At 62.6% G+C, this 708-nt stretch carries 1 protein-coding gene; it reads left to right on the top strand.

Annotated elements, in window-relative coordinates:
• Positions 1-708, top strand: a 708-nt coding sequence (locus CQ12_RS45170; RefSeq protein ID WP_198164223.1) for a hypothetical protein, incomplete at both ends; no start/stop codon positions are given.

Here is a 708-nt window from a genome sequence, read left to right as displayed (position 1 = left end):
GCGTTCGATTTTGGCGATGGCTTGGCTGATGTCTTCACTTCATCTACCGCAAGCGACGCCAAGGGACTGGCAGCGTTCGCAGCTCCCAGCGTTGCAAATTTCGACGGCACAGCCTCCCCAGCTACCGCAGTGTACGATGGGGCGTTCCCATTCGAGTTCGCCCAAGGCGATACGATCGCCAGAGACGGCAGCGAGCTTCGTGTTGGTAATGGCGACGCGGAGGATAGCGGCAGCGACCGAGGGAACACCATTCCCCGAGGTTTCGGGACCGTGGCGGCCGCCAACGAACCGCCGCAGCGTGACACAACACAGGCAGGCCGGGATAACGGGCCCGGTCAGGGTCAATCGCAGCCGGACTTACGTGCTTCCGACAACGGCTCCGGAGCCGCCAAGGAGCATGCCGGGCATGAAGCCCCGGGAGACGATTTAAATCACGGTCAATCGCAGAAAGCCCTGCATGCTTCTGACAAAGGCCCCGGGGCCCCCAAGGAGCATGCCAAGCATGAGGCCCCGGGAGACGATTTAAATCACGGTCAATCGCAGAAGGCCCTGCATGCTTCTGACAACGGGCCCGGGGCCCCCAAGGAGCATGCCAAGCATGAGGCCCGGGGAGATGATTCCAATCACGGGCAGGCGCTCCGCGATTTGCACGCTTTTGAAGAGGGCTCCGCGGCCGGCGAGCACCACGCCAAGCATGATCCACAGGCA

The organism is Bradyrhizobium jicamae, assembly GCF_001440395.1.
GTDB classification, from domain to species: domain Bacteria; phylum Pseudomonadota; class Alphaproteobacteria; order Rhizobiales; family Xanthobacteraceae; genus Bradyrhizobium; species Bradyrhizobium jicamae.
Note: the sequence above shows the minus strand (reverse complement) of the source record. Positions and strands in the feature narration are given on the sequence as shown.